The 18,128-nt window shown below is 65.3% G+C and carries 7 protein-coding genes; 5 read left to right on the top strand and 2 right to left on the bottom strand.

The genetic code is table 11. The features are described 5' to 3' along the window. Positions 1-50: 50 nt before the first annotated feature. Positions 51-8,762, top strand: a complete 8,712-nt coding sequence (locus tag GRQ65_RS02480) for a DNRLRE domain-containing protein (RefSeq protein ID WP_160874765.1) — start codon at positions 51-53, stop codon at positions 8,760-8,762. A gap of 21 nt (positions 8,763-8,783) precedes the next feature. Further along, positions 8,784-9,266 carry an Imm26 family immunity protein gene (locus tag GRQ65_RS02475; RefSeq protein ID WP_202387044.1) on the top strand — a complete coding sequence of 161 codons (483 nt, stop codon included), beginning with the start codon at positions 8,784-8,786 and terminating at the stop codon, positions 9,264-9,266. Positions 9,267-9,873: 607 nt separating this feature from the next. Here GRQ65_RS02475 and GRQ65_RS02465 read toward each other — a convergent pair. Further along, positions 9,874-12,828: an NACHT domain-containing protein gene (locus GRQ65_RS02465; protein ID WP_160874761.1), complete on the bottom strand. Its 2,955-nt coding sequence runs from the start codon at positions 12,826-12,828 to the stop codon at positions 9,874-9,876. 305 nt (positions 12,829-13,133) lie between these two features. Beyond that, on the bottom strand, positions 13,134-13,349 hold the full coding sequence (locus GRQ65_RS02460; protein WP_160874759.1) for a hypothetical protein: 216 nt from the start codon (positions 13,347-13,349) through the stop codon (positions 13,134-13,136). Positions 13,350-13,663: 314 nt separating this feature from the next. Between GRQ65_RS02460 and GRQ65_RS02455 the strand changes: the two genes are divergently transcribed. The 3 genes from GRQ65_RS02455 (at position 13,664) to GRQ65_RS02445 (ending at position 18,022) form a co-directional block, all read left to right on the top strand. Further along, positions 13,664-14,452: an ATP-grasp domain-containing protein gene (locus GRQ65_RS02455; RefSeq protein ID WP_160874757.1), complete on the top strand. Its 789-nt coding sequence runs from the start codon at positions 13,664-13,666 to the stop codon at positions 14,450-14,452. 28 nt (positions 14,453-14,480) lie between these two features. Beyond that, positions 14,481-14,690 carry a hypothetical protein gene (locus GRQ65_RS02450; protein ID WP_160874755.1) on the top strand — a complete coding sequence of 70 codons (210 nt, stop codon included), beginning with the start codon at positions 14,481-14,483 and terminating at the stop codon, positions 14,688-14,690. A 236-nt stretch (positions 14,691-14,926) separates the two neighbouring features. Continuing rightward, on the top strand, positions 14,927-18,022 hold the full coding sequence (locus tag GRQ65_RS02445) for a M14 family zinc carboxypeptidase (RefSeq protein WP_160874753.1): 3,096 nt from the start codon (positions 14,927-14,929) through the stop codon (positions 18,020-18,022). Positions 18,023-18,128 lie beyond the last annotated feature (106 nt).

Below are 18,128 nucleotides of genomic sequence, written 5' to 3'. Positions count from 1 at the left end.
GGGAGCAGGACTCGGAACTCGGCCCACCTGCACCGCCTAATGTAGAGCCGGTGCTCGTGCCGTCTTTGTCGACGGAGACGTCCAACAGCTTCTTGCTGCCAGATGGTTCGATACGAGTTGAGAACGCGCTAGAGGCCATCAACTACGAAACGGCCGCTGGCGACTGGGCCCCGGTCGATAACAGCCTGGTCGACGCGGCGGGTTCGACGTATGCAGTCGAAAACGCTGAAGCCGCCTATCGCGTGCAGATCCCAGAGGATGCGGGTCGTCATCCTATCAAGTTCTCCACGGACGGTGTATGGGTCACCCTGAAGATGCGGGGGCTCGATGGCACTCCGGACGTCAGTGATGCAACTGCGACCTTCGATGACGTCGAGGGCGCCTCGTCGGTGGAACTCGAGGCACAGGGAGACAGCGTCAAAGAGTCAATTACTCTAGATGTCCCACCGGTCAACGCCCCAGTCTTCACGTACGACATCTCTGCAAGTGCCGGACTCACCCCGAACCTGAGCAATTCAGGCGCGATCGAGTTCACAGACTCGAGCAGTGTGGTTAAGGCCGTGATCCCGGCAGGGTTCATGTACGACTCCGCCACGCCGGCGCCCGCCCTCTCGCAGTCGGTGGGCTACGAGCTGAGCCGCGTTGGAACGGGATGGATCCTCGAGGTCCGGCCAAGCATGGAATGGCTCACGGCGTCTGAGCGCATCTATCCCGTCGTCGTAGACCCGACTATCGGACGGCCCGATCTACCCCAGAGCATCGACTGCGTTCTGAAGAGTCAAGCACCGACGACGTCGTTCTGTGCCAACGGAAATGAGTTCATCCGTGTCGGCAAGGACGCTTCGGGTAACCGGTTCCGCGGTCTGCTCGACTTTAACACCAACGCGATCCCCGCAGGCTCGACAATCAACGACGCGTATGTTCGGATGTCCGTTGGCGCAAACAACTCGACAAATGGCAGCGCCCAGTCGTACGGACTTGGTCGGACTGCAAACGCCTTCACAAACGCAGCGACCTGGAATACTTACAACGGCAGCAATGGATGGGCTAGCGGAAATCCTGGTGCGCCGGTCGGCACACTTTCGTCCATTAACATCAATGCCAGCAGCGGCTTGGTAACGTTCCCGGGCCTGAGCTCCATCGTGCAGGGATGGATCGACACCCCATCGACACACACCGGGCTAGTGGTCGTGCCCCAACATAACGTCGCCCACCTGATCGCATTCAAGCCTCGCTTGGCCGACGTGCCGCCGGAGCTGATCGTCACCTACACGGCGCCGCCTCCAGCCTCGTCGCACAACCCGCCCGACATCTCAGCGTCGCAGACGCGGTGCAGTGACCCGGGTTACAACAACACCGGCCGCGTCGCCGTGTCGGCGAACAACCCCAACAACTATGCCGCGCCGCTTCAGCTGACCCTGAATGGCCAGTCGCAGTCCTGGGCCAGCGTCGCGGCTGGTGCGAGCGTCAGCACCGAGTTCACGGGGCTGCCGAAGGGCACGCTGAATGGAGTCGGATCGCTCGGCAGTCCGGTGGACGCCAGTCGCGGTTACTCGGTGACTGTCGCAGAGTGCCCGCTAATCCCTTACGAGCCGGACGCGCCCCAAGATACCTTCCCCGAAACGGCGGCCCGGGCGTTGCCCAGCGAGTTCGCGGGTTCGGGATCAGGACGCGTGGACTCGCTTTCGGCCTCTTCGCAGAGCCTTCCCGGCGGGTCCGGATATACGGCGTCTAGCGTGGGCAAGACATCGTGGCGGACTGCCACGACAGCGTCCGGAACGTCGGGCCCGATCGCGATGCGTGCTACCCCGGTTCTCCTTGGCGAGGACGAATGCACGGGTGGCTCGTGCGAAGAGGACACACGCCCAGCCGCCGGCGCCGACGCCGACGGGGACTCGTTCGCCGCGCGTCTGGTCGGACCTGCGACGTCGACGACGCCATCGTCGTCGGCCTTTCAGATCGGTTTGACGAGGACTGCTGACTCGGCAAATACGCCCGGGGGCTCCCACAACGATATCGACGTTCAGGTTTCGTACGCGAGCTTCGAGAAGGCGTACGGCGGGAATTGGTCTGACCGGTTGATCGTGGAGGCGTTCCCAGCCTGCCGCGAGACGACCCCACAGGTTGCCGCATGTCGCGTAAGCGTTCCCGTGCCGTCGGTCAACGACCCAACGACCAAGTCACTCGCGTTCACCGCAACTCCGCCATTGAACAGTGGCGAGGCGGTGCCGACAGGTCAGACGCAGGCGGCGATGCAAAACTGCTTCTCCCCAGCGCGGTACTACGGAGCTAGCAGCGCTCCTACCCCGGATGCGACTGAGTGGGACGGAGATGACGATAGTCAAGATGAGGAGGCGCTAGGCAAGTACAGCGCCAACGAGAGGGACGAGAGCTCAGGTTACGACGACGGCGACGGTGCCGACGACACCTACCTCGACACCAAAGACCCGAATGCACCCCAGCCCGCTCAGTCGCGGGCAGCGTGGGAGTTGTCGACCAACGGTTCTGACGGTGCCCTGTGTCGCGGGCTGGTGTATCAGGTCCGCGCCGGCGCCGGGGGCTATGCGATGGCTGCTGCGTCGAACGGGTCGAACGGAGGCGGAACGAGCGGCGGCGGGTCAGCCTCAAGCGCTCCGTCCGCGCTCGAGACATCTGCGGGCTGGCAGGTCGGAGATGGCTCGGGTGACTTCCGCTGGTCCTATCCCTTCACAATGCCCACGGGACAGGCCGGCGAGGCGCCGCAGATGTCTATGGGCTACTCGTCCGCGGTCGTCGATGGCCTCGTAGGCGACTCCCCGGCGCAGGCGTCCCAGCTGGGGCTGGGGTGGAGCATGGAACCCGGCCACATCAGCCGCACCTACGCCTCCTGTTACGACGACAGCAGCCCCACCAACCGTGACTTGTCGGGCAACCTGTGCTGGCGCACCCAGGGCGGGACCGTCGTCAATGATCTCAACCTTGTCTTGGAGGGCCGTTCGACCCGCATCATCAAGGATGGGACTTCGGGCGCCTACCGCCTGCAGGACGACGCGGGATGGAAGGTCGAGGTCGGGTCGGGCGGCTCGAACGGTTTTGTGGCTGACCAGGGCGCCCCACTGCCCGACAACGCCGACGGCAACGACGAGTTCTTCAAGCTCACGAGTCCCGACGGAACTCGCTACTTCTTCGGCTACGGCACCACCTCGGTGTGGACGGTCCCGGTTAGGGGCAACAACTCTGGCGAGCCGTGCAACGGCCAGAGCATCACCGCGACCGCCTGCATCCAGGGTTGGCAGTGGAACCTCGACCGGGTCGTCGACGCCGACGGCAACAGGGTGAAGTACACATACGCCTCGCAGCAGAACAAGTACAAGACCAACGGCAGCCTCGTCAGTTACACCGCTGCTGGCCAGCTCGCCACCATTCAGTACGGCTTCCCGCGGCCCACCCCTGCTCCGGAGAACGAATCTATGAGCCCGCAGGTCGTGGTGCAGGTCGAGACGGTGGACCGATGCGTCGCGGCAATCAACTGGACGAAGAACCAGGATGGCTTCAACACCGATCGGCCGGACTGTGGTCAGGCGGACGCTGGCGGCAGCCAACGGCAATGGCCCGATGTCCCCACGGACCTGCTCTGCATGAACAAGACCGCCGCGAACTGCGACAACACCTCGCCAGCGTTCTTCTCCACCAAGCTCTACGCCAACCTCAAGACCTACCGCGGTCCGAACCTGCAGACGCCGGGCGGCACCCAGAACACCCCGCCCACCGACATCTACGTCTTCAAGTACTCGATGCCCGACCCAGACGGCACACCTGGCGCAGGTGACCAAAAGCCCGACGAGGCCGACCTGCTGCTGCAAGCCGTCCAGCACGTTCCCCGCGACAACAGCACCACCAAGCCCACGAGCTATGCCCTCCCAGGAGTGCTCTTCGACTACAAACCACTCGCAAACCGCGTCGTCGCCGAGGGCAACAGCGACAAGCTGCTCAAGAAGTACCGCTTGGACAAGGTCACCAACGAACTCGGCGGCACCACCGAAGTCACCTACGGCCAACAAAACCGCTGCACCAAGGCGATGGTCGACAACTTCAGCGCCTTCAACAGCACCGGCGACTGCTTCACACCGCGACGGCCCGGTGAAAACGGCGGAAGGCTGGCTTGGTACCACAAGTACCTGGTCACCCGCCTGCAGCTCGGCGACCGCGCGCTACGCCTCGACGGCGCCACCAACGAGCCGAGCCTCGGCAAGATGCGGCAGTACCGATACACCTATCGCGGCGAGCCGGGATGGCGCTTTGACGGCGAATCCAAGAACACCCCGCTCAAGTACCGCTCCTGGTCCGACTGGCGCGGCTACCAGACCACGCTCATCCGCACCATGAAGGTCAACCGCACCAACCCCAGCACCCCCACTAATACGGCCAAGTCGTTGCGCCGCGTCGTTGTCTTCAGAGGCTTCTACGGATCACGAGTCAATAACAGCGGCCAAAAGTACGTCACCGGATACACCAGCAACGACGCCACCACTGGATACCGTCGTGGCTACGTCTCAACCGTTGAGCAGGGGCCCGCAGGGGACCGCAATCTCCGGGACCGCAACTCTCTACGCGGGAAAATCGCCGAGGAGACCGTGCTTGAGCCGCCGGAAGAGGCGTTCTGCACCTCGGGCCAGCAGAGCCCTTGCAAGGCGAAGTGGATCACCCGGACCTATCACGGATTCGAGATCTACCGCAGCGCGCTCAGCAGCCACGGCCTGGCCGCAAACTTCACGGGCGAGCGCATGACCCGCATGCACACCCGAGTAACCCGCGGCAACGCGCAGAACGGCACCAGCAACGACCGACGGCACACCATCGAGCGGACCTTCCACGAAGGTGGCACCAGTCACCGGGGACTCCTCCTCGGCGTTGTCACCGAATTGACCGACAAGGGTGCGAGCACCACGGCCAAGCCCGGCGGCGACCGAAACATCTGCACCCTCACGACCTGGGCAGGTAACACCACCAACGACAAGTGGATCCGCGTTCCCACCCGCGTCCGGGTCCTTGACCAGCAGACCGGAGACACCTGCACACAGCCTGTCTCAGACATCACGAATAAGTACGACGGCTACAGCTCCGCCGCCGCGCAGCCCGATACCAGCATCACCCGCGGTCAACTAACCCGCGTCGAGACCGCCGCCTCGAGCGCTGCACAGCCGAACCTGCCGGCCATTGTCACAAGCACCCGCTACGACAACTACGGGCGCATTATCGGCACCACCGACGGTAAGAACTTCGACACCACTACGTCCTACCTGTCCTCGTCCAACACGACCGGGTGCGGCTTCGACGACCTACCGTGTCAGGTCACTGTCACCACCAACCGAAGCCAGGTCGTTTCAAAGCTCGAACCCCGCCGGGGCCTCCCAGAAGAGGTCACCGACTTTGGCAACCCAGCCGCGTCTGCAAACGATGACGCTAAGACCACCACAACCTACGACGGCTACGGACGCGTCCTGACGGTCACCTCTCCCAAGCTCCAGGGGACTGGCAAGACGTCAATTTCCTACGACTACGCCGTCTATGGCAGCAACACCGTCAACGGTTACCAGCCTGCTCAGATCAAGACCACATCGCAGCGGGCGGGCGCAGGCGCGGGCGCCACCACTGACGTCAGCTATGCGTACATGGACGGATGGGGCCGCACCATCGAAGCTCAGAGCCTTCAGGCCGACGGTAGCGGCCGTGTCGCATCAGCGACGGGTTACGACGAGCTCGGCACGCCATACCTCAGCGTGCCGGTCATCGCGAACGCCGACCAGCCCGGCAGCGGCCTCATCAACGCTAACCCCGCCAACGCGGTGCGCTGGAACCAGACCCTGACTGACGCTGCTGGCCGCGTAACGGAGGTCGAGCACCGTAACGGCGCTAACAGCATCCGTTACACCGATCGAGCCACCCAACAGGGCGACCGCACGATCACCACCGCGCGAGCCGGCGGCAACGATGTCACCGGCACCACAGTCACCACGGTTGACGGATGGGGCCGCACCTCCCGCGTTGAACAACATCTCACCGCCGCAACCGTCGACCAACCCCCAACCGCCCAAGCGCCTGCTACAGCCGCCAGCTACACCTATGACGGCAACAACAATCTGACCGACATCAGTGCCGACATCTCAGGAACACGCCTGTGGCATTACGAATACGACCTCGCCGGCCGACGCGTCGCAACCTCTGACCCCGACACCGGCACCACGTCAGCGACCTTCGATGCCAACAGCAATCAAGTCACCACCCGCAACCCCGTCGACGGCATCCTGAAGACCATCTACGACGACCAAGACCGCCCGACTAAGCAGTTCAAGCTGCTGAACGGCACCGGCCCAGAGCCTGGCGACTGCGTAGACCCGCCCGCCACGCAGACAGACTGCTCCCCGATCGCCAAGTGGACCTACGACGCAGCGACCAACGGCGACGGGCGTCCCGCAGTGTCGACGAGCTACACCCACCTGGGGACCTTCACGGAATCCGTCGATGGCTACGACCTCAACGGCAACCCACTACAACAGACCTACGACTACTACCCGACAGATAGCGGGCGCGTCACCTTCTCCAACAGCCAGACCTATAACGATGCCGACATGGTCACCTCGACCACCTACGGGGCGGTTGCGAACCTTGCAGCCATGACTGTCTCAACCTCGTTTGGGCCAGACGCCGCAGTCGCCACCATGACCGCAACACAGACGGGTCAGCCATCAACTAACCTCTTGACCGCAACTTACGACAAAGCCGGGCGCCCGCTCCGCGCACTTTCAGAAGGCGCCGACGCCAGTCGGCACCTGAACCGCGAATATGCCTGGGACAACGCCACGGGTCGCCTGACCCGTGTCGGTGGGTCAGCTTTCGGCACACTCGACTACTCCTACGACACCATCGGCAACGTCGGGTCCGTCTTGGCCTCCAACCTTTACAAGAACGCCCCGCCCAATTATGTGAATTCAGCCTGGTGCTATGGATACGACGGCCTGAACCGAATCTCGTATGCCATGACTGGGCGCGCGGGGGAGTGTCTTGTTGCGCCCGACACGACCCAACTTGTTGGCGCGTCGGAGACACGCTTCTACGGTTACAGCAAAGACCGACTGTCGAGTGTCAACACTTATGTCCCTGACACTGCCGGAGACGCGGCAGTTTCTAATTACGCATATCAAGGCGCCGGGCCTCACCACGCCACACAGATCACGACGGACGTTGAGCTCGAGGCCACACCGCGTAACACCGCCCTGCACTACGATCCTGTGGGACGAGCCGATCAGATAAGCACGGACGCTGGTGTCGCAACCTATTCTTACAACCCAACCGGAACACTAAAGTCGGTTACCGGACCTGACCTGAACAGTGATTCGGACATCACGGTTCTTGATTCTGACTACGCCTACGACACGGCTGGCATGCGTGTCGGTCTGCGGGAGCGATACAAGCTGGTACGGGGGTTTACAACTAACCTCACCTATTACGCAGGCGGAACCGAGGTGTCCATCGCGAACGGAGGCGCTGCTCAGGCCCGACGTGTCTTTACCTCACCGGGCGGCAAGCCTCTCGCAACAGTCTTCGGGCAGGGGACGTCGACTACGCCGTCGGCCCCAACTTGGACCTTCAGCCTCGGCGACGCACAGAACTCCGTTCGCTTCGTACGGGGCGCCACGACAGACACAAGGCCCACCTACCGGCCGTTCGGCGAGCAGATCGCGAACGGCGGCAACGATCGACGCGGATACCTAAACAAGCCCGTTGATCGGACCGGCGACGTGCGGCTCGACCAGCGCAACTACCCCGCCAGACTGAATGTTCTAACGTCCCCAGACGCCTTGTTCAACGTCGATGACCCGGATTCGTTGAACCCCTACGCCTACGCGCGCAACAACCCTGTCTCGTTGATGGACCCCTCCGGTCTCGAGCCTCGCCCGTGGCATAACCCCGACTACAACGAGGAAACGGACGGACCCGCAAACCCATACGGCGACACAGGCCTTGGCGAGAGCACCCTCATGGGCTCTTCCTACGGCGTGCCAATCAACTACAACACCGATACACCCGCACAGATCGCAGCTGCCGAGCGGATCTATGACATCCTCGGCACCCAATATCAGTCAACTGCTCCCGACCTGCCTCCGCGCTCGACACGGGATTGGATTGGTCTTGGCGTTGGCCTTGGGATCACGGTGGTCGGGGGGGCGGCTTGCACGGCGGGTACGGCGGGCTTCGGTCTGGCTGTATGTTTTGGGGCGACCGGCGCTGCCGGAAGCCTGGCCGAGAATGCCATCAGTGACAGCGGTGATCATTCGGCGTCCGGGTACGTTAAGGCGGCCGTTCTTGGCGGAGCGCTGGGAGCCGGCACTGCCGGCCTCGGTTCGGCCGGACGAGGGCTACTTGCAACCACGGGACGCGGGGCCGGCGGTAGTATTGCTCGCGCGCTTCCGTCTTTCCCCAGGGCCTTGGCGGGCGGAGCCGCCGATACTCATGTTTACTTTGGGCTCGTCAACGGCAAGCCTGTATATGCAGGGATCACGAACAACTTCGCTAGGAGGCAGGCTCAGCACGGGTCAAGATTTGTTCTCGACCAGATTACGACCGCCCCTGTGACGCGCGGGCAAGCTCGGGCAATCGAGCAAGCGCTCATTGTGCGCAACCCGGGTTTCCAGAATAAAATAAATAGCATCTCGCCAAAGCACCCCTATTACCAAGAAGCTGTCGGTTGGGGCGAGGCGTGGCTTGTTCAGAACGGACTCTAGGTGAATACTAGTATGACGAACATGCTGGCCCTCAAGCCGTCTAGGAAGAAACCAAAGACAGGCGATTTTTTCGCGGCCCAACCTGCCGAGGACATGTTCGTCTTTGGTCGCGTGGTCTCGACTGAGGCGCGGTGGTCACTCGCTGACGATGCCGCACCGGCTAATTTGATCTACATCTATCAGGTTACTTCAGGTGAGAAGGTGTTGCCGGATAGGAGTTTGTTGCGCCCCGAGAATTTGTTGATTTCTCCAGTTATGACGAACTCGCTACCGTGGTCCCGCGGTTATTTCGAGACCCTTGCCAATACGCCACTAGCTGCGGACGATGTGCTTTCTAAGCACTGCTTTGTAAGTGCGTGGCGAGGAAAGTATTTCGATGAACATGGGGCTGAGATGTCGGGCCCCATCGAACCTGTGGGTGATTTTGGTCTGCACAGCTACCGTACTATTGACGATGAACTTAGTGACGCGTTGGGCATCCCTCGCGTTCCGGAGGATCAATAAACCGCATGGTCGCTGGTGTTTCGGCGTGGTAGATCGAGCGGCCCTGCTGATAGACCTGCCAGGTCACCTCGACCTCACCGTTCGGGGTCGGCGACTGAGACGTAGGTCCGCAGCCGCTGGTGCTGTCCCTCAGTGAGGTACTCGACGCCAGGTAGGAGAGTGCGGCGGACCTTGTAGAGCGGGTCGTCCTTTTGCCCGCGTCGACCGATGAGCGACCTTGGCGACCGTGAGTCCACTGGCGTGCAGCCCGGGGCAGCCTCGGCAATCTCTCCTGCCGTCAACGGGCTGCCATACATCCGTACACCCATGCCTCGTAGTTTCCGCTGCACCATCCGCCGGTTGACGCCGAAATCACGGCCCAGCTCAGCGGTCGTGACCCCGCCAGCTACGTTACCGTTCACGCATCCGCTCCGGCTCGCTGGCGTTGAGGGTTTTGGGCCCGCTTGGGCTGGACGACCGCAGGTCTCGCTGGGGGAGTACTGGCCAAACATCGGAGCGGACTGGTCACGAAGACGTGTAATGAGTCGACGCGCGGAAATTGGCGGCCGCCTTTGGGGAATCGCTCCGGGCTGCATCCAGGCATAGAGGAGGTCGCAGGCGAGCGGTCTTACTGATCGTCGAGGTCGAAGCGGGTCGCTAGGGGTAGGACCCAGTCGCGCAGCCTCTTGGTTGCCTCTGGGTCATGGAAAGACATGTCCGCGAGCGCTGCTTCCAGCTGCTGTGCTGCTTGTGCATCCTCAAGCGCCTGAATTACCGGTTCGATCACGACAAGGTCGAACAACACGTCCTCCAACCCTTCTCCGATCGATAAGCCCAACGACCTGGCGCCGGACTCCCACTCTCGTATCGACCTAGCGCCGGGCGCGACCTCCCCTCGCAGCATGTGCAGCGCCTCGATCGCTCGTGCGACAGTCGCGCCGCCGGGATGGCCCGCGGCAGTGCGCTCGGCCTCGGCCCGTACCCGTTGCCACCAAGTCTCGGGGTCCGGCACATCACGGCGCCCGAATGGTCCGGCTGGCTTCACCGATGCCAACATCCGAACGTCGTCGCTGGCGTCGATGTCGGCTAGGACCGAAGGGATGAAGTACATAATCTTGGTCGCAGTGTCACGTGCGGTTGGCGTTCCGCCGAGGGCGCGGCGCAGCGACGCCGAGACCTGCGACCTTGCTTCCGGCGAGGCGCCAGCTGCCCGGGCGAGCAGGCGGGCGGTCGCTCGAACGTCCCGGGTTGCGGGCTCCTTGAGGAGTTTCAGGGCGCACTCGAGCAGCGGCTGACGAACGACGGGGTGGCGACGCGCTCCGCCGTCGACCGCGAGGTCTAGCGCAAGTCCCGGACCGACGGGCACGACGCGACCGAGCCGCCACGAGGCTCCTTCGTCGACGAACTCGACAATCCTCACGACCTGCGCCCGCCGGTGTGGCTGGGTTTCGGCGAATATGCGACCTGCGGCGAAGATCCAGGGCACTCTCCAGTGGGCGGCCGCGGCGAGCTCGCGAAGTGTCGCCTCGACCACATCGTCACGGCCGGTGGTTAAGTGGCGACCCGCCATCAGTTCTTGGAGCGCGCGGACATCGAAGCCGACCGCGCCGTCTTTATGGGCTCGGATCAGCACGAGTCGTTGCAGGCATGCCTTCTTGATCTCCTCGACAAGATGGGCGTCGGCCCCGTCCGGCTTGTGGCCATCGTCGGCAAGCACCGCCGCGATGAGATCACGCAGCTCCTCACTGGTCATGGTTGCGGTCGCGTGCTGGGAGTTCTGGGCCCGGCGGTGTAGTTCATAGCCAAGACGCTCATGAAGAATCGTGATGTTAGGCAGGTGCTCCTCAATTAGCCGCCTAATAGTTCCGGGCTTGAGCTGCTCGCGTTTCGCGACCGTGCCGTAGTACCCCCAAAAAAGCGCGAACCTGTCTGGCGGAACGGGCCCGGCTCCCTCAATGATTAGGGCCAGGATGAGCACTTGCAGAGGGGTCACCATCAACTCGCGCGTCGTCTCGCGGGCCGCAGCCCGGTCAAGCTCGCGATGGATTCGGGGGATGTCCTCGTGCCCGGCGCCCAGTCGGGCGGCTGAAACGTCCTTCCCGTACCTGAGGGCAAGGTCGATCGGCAAGGGGGCGAGGTCAACGCGTTCAAACAGCGCCGGTTCGACCTCTTCGGTGTACCCCAAGGGCCGGGTGGTGAGCACAACGAATAGATCGAGGTTCCGGTCGTCGGCGTCGGCGACCAGTTCGACAACCCGCCTAATCACCGACTGCCGCACGCTCGGTTCGGTGACCTCATCTAGGCCGTCGAGCGCGAGGAACCACGGCCAGCGCATCATCCAGGAGTCCATGCTGCCCCCCGTGATCTGCTTCGCCGTCTTCACCGAGACGAGCTTGGCGATGTGTCGAACGAGCGAGGTTTCAGTTTGACCCTCTTCCTCAGCGAAGGTGGCGAGGTCGACGCGCATGGGCCAGCGTCGATGCTCGGGCAGGCCCTGGCGACCGAGTTTCCGCAGCCTTGCATCGATGCCGTTGGCTGCGGCGGTCGCCGGCGCTCCTAGGTTCCCCGCGCCCTGCAGGAGCGAGGCACGGTACGCCTGGACCAGCAACTTTGAGATGGTGGTTTTGCCGTTGCCCATCGGTCCCGCCACGACGAGATGGCGCGGTCCTGAGTGCAGTGTGGTGCTGGGTCGAAGGACACGATCACCTCGGTCCAAAGCGTAGTGGAACAGCGTCCGGTCGCCGTCCTCGGCCGTGTGGAGCGGCAGGTCAATGGCAACGTCGTCCAAGGGAAGCAGCGGACCGCCGGCCGCTCCTGCCTCATTGAATGTGATCCCGCGGTCACCTGCGAGAGTGATCCGCGCGTGTCGGAGGAGTGTCTCGGAGAGGTCGTGCTCGTTGACGGCGTTCAGCGCGACCGCGATCTCGGCGAAGGCGTCCCCGGCGGTTAGAAGTCCGTTGAAGTTCCTGCGCACGCCCGGGTGGATAGCGATCAGGGTCTCGATCGTCCGCGAGTCCAGCACCCTGATGTGCTTGACCCCGTTCAGGCGGGAAAGCTTCTCTAGTCGCTCGCGGCCGTCGCCAACATCACGACTGCTGTTCTCTAACTCCTCGCGATACCCCGCCAGACCTTTCTCAATGTGGGCAAGGCCGCCGGTCGTTGGAACAGGGGAGAGCGCGACGTTGGTGACAAAGATCAGATGATCGGGGGTCCGCGTTCGACCCGGAGCCGGTTTCGTCCAGTTCTCCAGCTCCTTGCGCATCTCGGCCCACAGCCAGCGCGCATTGTCGATCGGTTGAGCCGCGAGCGGTGCATGATGCTTCACCTGGAAGACCGTGTAGCCCTCCCAGATGTCGGCCGAGCCAATCGGCACCGCCGGCTCGGGCTGGGCGTCGAACGGACTCAGCCCGTCGCCAGTGCGCGACCGGCCGGTCCAGTCAAGCGCCCCGTCGTACACCATGTCGCGGCCACCGTCTGGCCCGGCGCCAAGTGGACGGATTCGAGCCCCGAATTCGGCCATGAGAAGTGCGACCGCGAGATCCTGGAAGCCGTTGCCGCCCAAGCTCTCGAGGGACTGCTCCACTCTCCGAATCCAACCAGACGTGTCGGGGATTCGGGGTGAACCGTCACCGAGCCTGCCTCACCAAGCCAGGCCGGACGCTCGAGAAGTTCTGGACCCTGAGCGCCAACCTCGCCGTCGGGCGCGTTCACGCTGCCAAGGCGCCCGCTCCACAAAGCCCGTGCGCGCTGAGGACCGCGAGATCTCAATTAAAGCAGCTGCCCGCCCCGAGATCGATCGCCATAAACTCGCCCAATCCCTGACCTACCTTTCTCGGGACTGGACCAAGAAGGAGCCCGAGGCCGATCAGAAAGGAAGTGCGCGAGCGATCAGGGCGACTCCCGCGCCCGCCCGTGAGTAGTGCGCAGCTGTACGCCGGCTCGGATGAGCGCGTTGCGCACCGCGTTGTCGCCCCGCCCCAGCTTCGAAGCGACCTTGGCGACCGTGAGACCGCTGGCGTACAACCGCGCAGCCTCGACAATCTCCTCTGCACTGAGCGAGCTGCCGTACATCCGCACGCCCATGGCTCGCAACTTCCGCTGCACCGTCTGCCGGTCGACGCCGAACTCGCGGCCAAGTTCAGCCGTGGTGACCCCGCCAGCTACGTACCGTTCCCGGATCCGATCCAGCTCACTGCCGTTGAGGGTCTTGGCTCGTTTGGGCTGAACGACCGCAGGTCTCGCTGGGGGAGTGCCGGCCAGATCGAGGTCTCGATAGGCCCGGAGGACCCGTAGTAACGGGGGTGGGGACGAGTTCGACAACCATCCCCCGAGGACCACCAGCTCCAGCCCTCTTGTGAGAGCCGCACCGACCTCGTCGGTGCGGCTCTCGTGCTGTGCGCCGCGCCAGACTGTCGACCATGACCGTCTGGCTGCTCGAGCGTGAGGTGTTCGCCGACGAGCACGAGCGGCTCGCGACGGCAGCGGAGGCGGCCGGTGACCGTGTCGTGCGGTGGCGCGACGAGTGGTGGAGCGACGGGCGGTGGCCCGAGCTCGGGGCGGGCCCGGTGGTCTTCCACGGTGCGCTGGAGAACGCCGACCGGGTGCACCGCGAGCGACCGTGGTCGCCGGGGGCGTTCTGCGCGACCGAGCGGTTCGCGTGCAGCGCGTGGTGGCCCCAGGTCGCCGATCTGCTCGTCGCCGAACGGCACGCGGTGACGACCGTGGCCCAGCTCGTCGCCGAGGGTCCGCCGGAGGAGTTCGGCCCGCGGGTGTTCGTGCGACCGGACAGCGCGCTCAAGCCGTTCAGCGGTCGGGTGCTCGACCGCGACGCCGTCAACGCGGCGGCGCTCGACCACGGCTTCTACTACGACGACGAGCGGTTGCCGGTCGTCGTGACCCCGGTGGTCGACGTGGGGGAGGAATGGCGGTTCGTCGTCGCCGGCGGCGAGGTCGTGGCGGGCAGTGGGTACGTCGCCGACGGGCGTGAGCAGGCAGGATCGCTGGGGGCCGGCCACCCGGCCTGGGCGTACGCCGAGACCGTCGTGGCCCGATTGTCGGCGCCCGAGCCCGTCTTCGTCGTCGACGTCTGCGAGACGCCCCGCGGGCTGCGGCTGCTGGAGCTCAACCCCTTCAGCGGCGCCGACCTCTACGACTGCGACCGCGGCGCGGTGGTGGCGGCCGTGGACCGTGTGGTGGAGTCCGCTTGAGACCCGGCCCGATGGCTACCGCACCAGCATGAGCGATGCAGCGAACGAGAACCTCGGCCACCTCGACGACGCCGCCGAGGAGCAGGAGACCTCCTCGACGACCGACGGCCCGGCCGCCGAGGGGGAGTACGACCCCGCCCAGGGCTCGCCCGACTCCGGGGCGCACCCGGTCGGCGCGGAGTTCCCCGACGAGGTCGACAAGACCGGTCAGCCGATCACGGACGCCGACCAGAGCTGAGCCAGCCCGGCACCGCGCACGACCCGGGAAGCCCCCTCGCCACGGCGAGGGGGCTTCGTCGCGTCTGCGACAAGGGAATCCTGACCCCATGTAAATCTCAGGTTAAAGAACAGGCTCAGGTAGTAATCACACCTGATTGTCAGGCAATCTGACGCCCACTCGGTCCAGACCACTCGGGTCCCGAGGTCGTCGCACAGCCCTGTCGTCAGCACGCCACCACAGAAACGAGCCTCTTCGTGAGAAAGCCCCGCGCACTCGTCGGCGCGACCAGTCTGGCGCTCGCCGCCACCTCGGTGCTCGCGAGCACCGCCGCTCCTGCCACCGCCGACGAGGTCACCCCGGCCCCGACCGCGAGCGTGCAGGAGGACCGCGGCACCAGCACGTCGTCGAGCGCCCCGCCGCAGACCACCAAGGCGGAGATCGTCCGCCAGGCGATGACCGCCGTGGCCTCGGGCGACCCGGTCGTGATGCCGTCGTCGTACCCGTACCAGCCCAAGCTGCGCTTCTACCGCGACAACCCCTCGGACGCCTCGAAGGCCGCACAGCTGCTCGGTCACCCGGACCTCGCGCCGAAGCTGCAGGAGCTGATGGCCAAGAGCGACCGCATCTCGGTGCAGGTCGTGGGGCAGTCGACGCTCGGCCGCGACCTCTACCTCGTCACCCTGACCGCGCCGGAGGACACGGACGAGACCGCGCGCCAGACCGCGTGGAAGAACCAGATCAAGAACGACCCGACCGCGGCGGCGAAGGACGCGACGCTGCAGGCGCAGTACAAGACCCCCGTGTGGATCAGCAACAACATCCACGGCAACGAGTGGGAGGGGACGGATGCTGCGATGCAGTACATCGAGTACCTCGCCACCGCGCCGCTCAGCGAGGTCGGCAGCATCCTGCGCAACAACCGCCTCTACTTCTCGCCGTCGCTGAACCCCGACGGTCGCACCGCCGCCACCCGCGCGACCTCGCTCGGGCTCGACCCCAACCGCGACATGATCACCAACGCCACCGCGGAGACGAAGTCCTACGTCCGCTCGGTGCAGGCGATCCAGCCGATCTACACCGCCGACTTCCACGGCTACACCGGCGTGCTCCAGATCGAGCCCTGCGGCCCGCCGCACGGCACCAACTACGAGTACGACCTGTCGATCCCGCACAACTACGCCCTCGCCCTCAAGGTCGAGAAGGACGTCGTCGCCGCGGCCATCCCGGGCAACCCGCTCACCTCGGTGGGCGGCATCGCCATCCCCTACCGCGACGACCAGGAGGGCGGCTGGGACGACTTCCCGCCGGTCTTCAGCGCGCAGTACTCCGCGTTCTTCGGCGCGGCGACGTCGACCGTCGAGCTGCCGCTGTCGCGCCAGGGCGCCGGCGGCACGCAGACCCCCGAGCGGGCCAAGGTCAACACCGCGGTCGCGCTGCAGACGATGAAGAGCATCGTCGGCTACATGAACGACCCGACCGCCGCGAAGGAGATGCTCTCGAACCAGATCGAGACGTTCCGTCGCGCGCAGTCGGAGGAGCCGAAGAAGCAGCTAACGGTGGCGGACGTCAACACAGTGCCGGGGCCGACGCAGTGGCGCCCGCTCTGGGACGCCCTCGACGACCAGGAGCCGCTGGTCCTGCCCAACGCCTACGTCATCCCGCGCGGTGCCGGCCAGCGCTCGGAGAGCGACGCCGCCGCGCTGGTCAAGCAGCTGGTGTTCCACGGCATCGAGGTCGACAAGCTGACCTCGGCCACGACCGTGGAGGGCAAGACCTACCCCGCGGGCTCGTACGTCGTGGACCTCGACCAGCCGATGCGGGGCCTCGCCAACTCGCTGCTCGACCTCGGCGACGACATCTCCGACAACGTGCCGCAGCTGTACGCCGACGGAGCGTGGAGCTACTCCTACCTGTGGGGCGCGACCGTCGACAAGGTCGGCGTCGTCACCGACGGCCCGATCGGCGCCTCCACGCCGGTCACCGCGCCGAGCTCCAACTTCTCGGCGCCGGCGACCCCGGCGTACACGACCTTCGACGTCGCAGGCGTCGCGGACTTCACCGCGCTCAACGCGCTGCTCGAGGAGGGCGTGCCGGTCTCGATGCTGAAGGACGGCTCCGCCGTCGTCGGCTCGGCGTCGGCTTCGAAGGCCGAGCAGGTCGCCAAGACCTACGACATCGACCTCGAGCCCGCCACCGAGGCGGACCTCGACGCCCTCGACGACGCCGACACCAAGCCGTTGCGCGACCTCAAGGTCGCCTACGTCGGCACCGCCGACGACCGCATCGCGCTGACCACCCTCGGCTTCGACGACCTGACCCAGGTCACCGTCACGGGCGAGACCACGGGCATCCAGAACAACCCGAGCCTGCTCGACGGTGTCGACGTGCTGTGGATCGGCTCGACCTTCGCCACGTCGAGCGCCCCGGTCGCCCGGGCAGCCGTGCAGGCGCTGCTCGACCGCGGCGGCGCGCTCACCGGCCGCGGCGCCGCGGCCTTCAACGCCGCGAAGGACTACGGCCTGATGACCGGCAACGCCCTCACCAGCGCCAACTCGGCGACCGCGCTCGTCTCGGTCGACACGCCGAAGGGCAGCGTGCTCGAGCCCTACCGCCAGGACACGGCCTACATCTACCCGGCCACCTGGTTCACCGAGCTCGGCGCCGGCACCAACGTCCAGCAGCGCTACAGCAGCAAGCCGCTGCTGGCTGGCCACTGGCGTCCGTCGGTGCCGGCGGGGTCGCCCGCGGGCACGGTGCCGACCAACGGCCCGGCGTACGCCGCGAACAACGCCTCGGTCGTCTCGTCCGAGACCCAGCGCCCCGTCGTCGGCGTGAAGACCCGCTCGATCGTCTTCGGCACCTCGGTGTTCTTCCGCACCAACCCGAAGAGCCTGTTCAGCGAGGCCGCCCGCGGCATCTTCTGGGCCGCACCGGCTGCCGGCTCGCGGCTCGTGGCGCCGACCGCCGGCACGACGAGCCCCGCTCAGCCCTCGACCCCGACGCAGACCACGAGCCCGACGCAGACGACGACCCAGTCGACCGCCACGGCTCCCGCGGTCAAGGCTCCGTCCTCGCTCGACCTGAGCGCCAAGGTCAAGCGGGCGAAGGGCAAGGGCGCGAAGAAGACGGTCAAGCTCAGCATCGCGCTGAGCGCCGCCGGCCTCACCCCCGGCAGCACCGTGACCCTGACCAAGGGCGGCAAGACCCTCGCGGTCGTCCAGGTCGCGGCCGACGGCACCGCGGTGGTGAAGGTCAAGCTCCGCAAGGGTCGCCAGACCCTCGTGGCGACGTACGCCGGCAGCACGACGATCGCCGGCAGCAGCGACACGGTGCGGCTGCGGGTGCGCTGACGCGTTCCTCACCGACACGTACGACCCGCGACCGGCGCTCCCCTCACGGGGGCGCCGGTCGTGGCGTTGTCGGTGCTCGCGCCTAGGGTCGTGACGTGATCGATCG

Origin of the sequence: Nocardioides flavescens (assembly GCF_009823805.1) — a bacterium.
Classification (GTDB): domain Bacteria; phylum Actinomycetota; class Actinomycetes; order Propionibacteriales; family Nocardioidaceae; genus Nocardioides; species Nocardioides flavescens.
This window is presented reverse-complemented; position numbering and strand designations above follow the sequence as displayed.

Excerpts from the sequence above, each read along its gene's own strand:
- GRQ65_RS02450 (WP_160874755.1), top strand. The coding sequence starts at position 14,481 with ATGAGCGATGCAGCGAACGAGAACCTCGGCCACCTCGACGACGCCGCC.
- GRQ65_RS02455 (WP_160874757.1), top strand. The coding sequence starts at position 13,664 with ATGACCGTCTGGCTGCTCGAGCGTGAGGTGTTCGCCGACGAGCACGAG.
- GRQ65_RS02475 (WP_202387044.1), top strand. The coding sequence starts at position 8,784 with ATGCTGGCCCTCAAGCCGTCTAGGAAGAAACCAAAGACAGGCGATTTT.